The following is a 3,868-nucleotide window of genomic DNA, read 5'->3' on the forward strand; positions in this document are numbered from 1 at the left end:
AAATACTTTCTCCTGTAAATTTTTCCATACTTTAAATATACATAAAAATCATAAGTATTTATCGGAACACCTCAAAATCTTTTCAAACTCTTTTTCTTTTTGTGAAATAGATTCAGGTATAATATGATCAATATGTAAATCTCCCCAATCTAAAGGTCGACTGCAATAAAAACAAATATTTTTATATGCAGTCCAAAGTGCACTTCTTGTTATGTTGTCAAATGTTGTTTTACTCATTTCAGTTTATTACTCAAAAACATTTATGGATCTTATGTTGTAAATTTAAGAAGGCAAAACTATCAGTTTACTCATTTCTCAAAGATACAAAACCAACTTCCCATTAAGCCTATTGCCCAAATCCTCTGTAGCTGTTATGCACTGTTTTTTTTTATATTTATTGTTGTTTCAAAAAGTTTAGTAAATGCTTTAACGACTTTTATTCTTATGTCAAGAGGATTTCTTTTTGACATAATGTAATCAGCAAAATCATTTATAACTAAGTCACCGTGTTTTTCAATTATATAGAACAATAAAGCTTGTAAAAAATCAAGTTTTTGTTGTGTAAAGCAGGTGAGTAAAGCATTAAATTGCGCTTCTTTATCACCTGTCATCATTGTTCCGGAGGCTATGAAACTGAATAAAGATTCTTCAAAATATTTATCTTTATCTAAAGCTACGCCAAGGTTAAACCAAGCTAAAGAATTCATAGGATCAAGTGCAATAGCTTTTTTTAACGATAAAATTATTTCACTATTTGAAGATATGGATAAAGTTTTTTCACAAATCGTTATTGAGTCTTTTTTATTGGGAGTAACATTGTCTAATTTTCTTTTAACAAGTTCGATACAAACCATATCTTTTAAAATCCATTCATAAATATCAGAATTAGTATCTAAAAAGTATTTTTCAAATACTTCGTGAGCTTTACTAAATTTACCTTGCATAAAAAGACAATCTGCTATTAATGAATAAATTAATTTTGGTGGATTTTTTTCCGCAAGTCTTGAATATGTAACATTAGAACTATCTAATTTTAGAGATTCTCTATAAAATGATTCAGAAATCTTATAATGTTTTTTTTCAAACAATAAACCTGCTAATTCTCGCCACCAATAATCTCTATTTTCATAGTCAGGATAAAATTTTCGTGATTTGAAATAGTATTTTATTGATTCATCTTCATCATTCTTTTTAGATGATTTTAAAATATTTGCAATATTATAGCAACAAGTTCCTTTTGTTGGATTATCATTTGAGTGTTTTATTAAATAGTTTAAGTTTTCGATTCGATATTTTTGTAATTCTTCAGATTCAGCATCTGCATAGAAGTATGCTAAATCACAGAAAAAAAATAACTTATTATTTTTTAAATCTATAATTTTTTTAATAAGATTATTAAAACGTGGTAATTCATTATTTGATTTAGCTAAAACTAATAGCCCTAGAGGATCAAAAGAAACAAATTCAGAATCGTTATTTATTTCTAGATGAGTAATTATTTTGCTAAAAATTTCTAAAGAACTTTTTATATTATATTTAGCAAAAGTTATAGCCAAAATTTTTAAAATTTCTTTATTTAAATCATTCACATCATTGTTGTCAAATTTTGGTCTATGTAAATAAATATTATCTTCTTCAATATTATTTACAATAATATCATCTTTAAAATTTAGAGCAGTAATTGAGAACTTTAACTCGTTATTAGAAATTGAATTAAAAGTTATTTCTATATGATTTGGCAAATAATTGAATTCTGTTGATATTATGTCTTTGTAATATTCATCAATCCATTTTAAGATTTTTTCACTTAAAAGTTTTTCCTTTTCGCCGTCAAAATTTATAGACAATCCTATTTTTTTTGTTGATTCTAAATCATTTTCAAAGTTTATGAATTTATCTTTATCAATTAAGTATTTAGAGCAAAGATTTATTGATACTTTTTTCTGTTTCGGTTTTAGAGTAAAAGCTTTAGACAAATTGTTAGCCCAAATAGCCCAAATTTGTTCTGTATTTACAGATACCAAAATAATTAAAACAGGAAGTGCTAATGAATTATAGTAATGCAGATTTTCTACTTCAAATTGTTTTTTAAAAGTGTCTTTCTCTATATCTTGATCAGAACCTTTTAATTGAACAAAAAAAGTTTTTCCTGTTGATTCACCATTCTTGAAAACTTCGACTAAATAGTCAACCCCATAATCGGGCTTTACTTCACGTGCAACCCATTCAACTGGAACTAATCTTTCAAAAATTCTTTGAGATTTAGTTTCTATTATATGCTGGTCAGGTCTTTTCATTTAGATTTTCTTTAAATTCGTGCTTAACGTCGCGCTACTACAGCGGGTTTGGGACTAAATTAAGCCCTATTTTCGGATTTGCTAAATCTCCCAAATACAAAAACAACTTTCCATTAAGCCAATTGCCCAAATCCGTTGTTGCTGTTGTGCGTTCGGTTTTTTATTTATTTACGATTATTATGTCGAATTTTTATTTATAAAATTAATGTGAATAATACATAAACTTTATTTCGTAATCTAAAATTCTCTTATAATTGTTAGATTTATTATTGAAATTAAATGTTGAAAAAAATATGTTTTTTTTATAATTTTTGTATTCTAATGATATTGATAAGTCTTTAAATATTTTTGGATCATTTTCAAATATTTCTTCTCTATCTTTTCCTAAAACTTCTACGACATTAACAATTTTAAATGGCAGATTAAGTTCATCGTGAGCTTTCAATGCTTTTTGAAAATTAATTTTTTCTTGAAATCCTATTTTCGGCATATCGTTTTTTTGAAGAATTTTAATATCATAAGCATTATTTTCTGAATTGTTCCTGACAATTAAGTTAAATCTCCACTCAAATTCATATACATATAAAAGTTCGTCGGGGTTATTACTTGGTTTGTCTAGATTTTTTGAAGATAAACCTAATGGGCTTTGAGTTTTTGTGATACCATTTTTAGGTTCAATTTCTACAATTAAAATAGGTCGTTTATAATAGTTTTCTATTCTCGGATAAAGAAAATATGTTAGTCCACATATTAAAGCGATTATTGGTACATACGTCATAAACTAAGATTTAAGTAATTTGTTTTCAGTTTTCGATATAGTTTCATATTCAGTTTTCCAATTCTTAAAGTTTTCGGTTACAATTTGGTCAATATTTTGACGATTTGCATCGTTCCAATAATGTTGATTCTCTTGTTCTATTAAATCGTCTTTTGCAAAATATAATAGATAGAAATTCATATAGTTGTCTTCCATATTTAAATCGATACAAATATTTTTTAATTCTCTTAATGTTGCTAAATAGGATTCTGTTTTGTAAATTGAGTTTGAAATTAAGTAATAAACATAATTTTTAATTACTGTTTTTTGGTTCGAGAAATCAAGATTTAATTCGGTTAGAACTTTTGTTGTCAATTCTTGTAACTCAAATTGATTATATGGTTTTGAAATTCCTGCTAAAATAAATAAGGTTTCATTTTCAAAACCTACTTCCATCATTTCCATTGCCCAATTTATCCAAATTTCGTCAATATCTGAATTAAATGACTTTTTTATTAAAATTTTAAAAGTCGATAAAACTGGTTTTTTCAAAATTGGGTTTACTTTTATCAGTTATTTTAAATGTCTTTCTTTTCAGTTTTCTGTCGCTTGAAACTGACGGCTAACGTTCCCGCTGCTTCAAGATGCTTGCGGGCTTGATAGCAGAGTAGCTTTGGCTGGGTGGATTTATGATGACAGCACATAATTCCACTAAACTCCAGCTAGCTCAAAATGGTTGTGTGTGCCTTGCATGCACTTCCAATTCCTCAAAAGTAGGAATTTTATCTATAGGGTGCAAGTCCCTTATCGGCAA

4 protein-coding genes are annotated in these 3,868 nt (G+C 26.9%); all 4 read right to left on the minus strand.

What is annotated here, in order from left to right; genetic code table 11:
- Positions 1-48 precede the first annotated feature (48 nt).
- Positions 49-237, minus strand: coding sequence for an HNH endonuclease (locus EKL97_RS16160; RefSeq protein WP_126569303.1), 189 nt, complete (start codon positions 235-237; stop codon positions 49-51).
- 134 nt (positions 238-371) lie between these two features.
- Positions 372-2,297: a DUF4365 domain-containing protein gene (locus EKL97_RS15465; protein WP_126569304.1), complete on the minus strand. Its 1,926-nt coding sequence runs from the start codon at positions 2,295-2,297 to the stop codon at positions 372-374.
- 202 nt (positions 2,298-2,499) lie between these two features.
- Positions 2,500-3,075 carry a hypothetical protein gene (locus EKL97_RS15470; protein ID WP_126569305.1) on the minus strand — a complete coding sequence of 192 codons (576 nt, stop codon included), beginning with the start codon at positions 3,073-3,075 and terminating at the stop codon, positions 2,500-2,502.
- Between the two features lie 3 nt (positions 3,076-3,078).
- Positions 3,079-3,606, minus strand: a complete 528-nt coding sequence (locus EKL97_RS15475; protein WP_126569306.1) for a hypothetical protein — start codon at positions 3,604-3,606, stop codon at positions 3,079-3,081.
- Positions 3,607-3,868 lie beyond the last annotated feature (262 nt).

Source organism: Flavobacterium sp. LS1P28, assembly GCF_003970335.1.
GTDB lineage: Bacteria > Bacteroidota > Bacteroidia > Flavobacteriales > Flavobacteriaceae > Flavobacterium.

What these genes read in the sequence shown, in the direction of transcription:
- EKL97_RS15465 (WP_126569304.1), bottom strand. Translation starts at nt 2,297, where the DNA reads ATGAAAAGACCTGACCAGCATATAATAGAAACTAAATCTCAAAGAATT.
- EKL97_RS15470 (WP_126569305.1), bottom strand. Translation starts at nt 3,075, where the DNA reads ATGACGTATGTACCAATAATCGCTTTAATATGTGGACTAACATATTTT.
- EKL97_RS16160 (WP_126569303.1), bottom strand. Translation starts at nt 237, where the DNA reads ATGAGTAAAACAACATTTGACAACATAACAAGAAGTGCACTTTGGACT.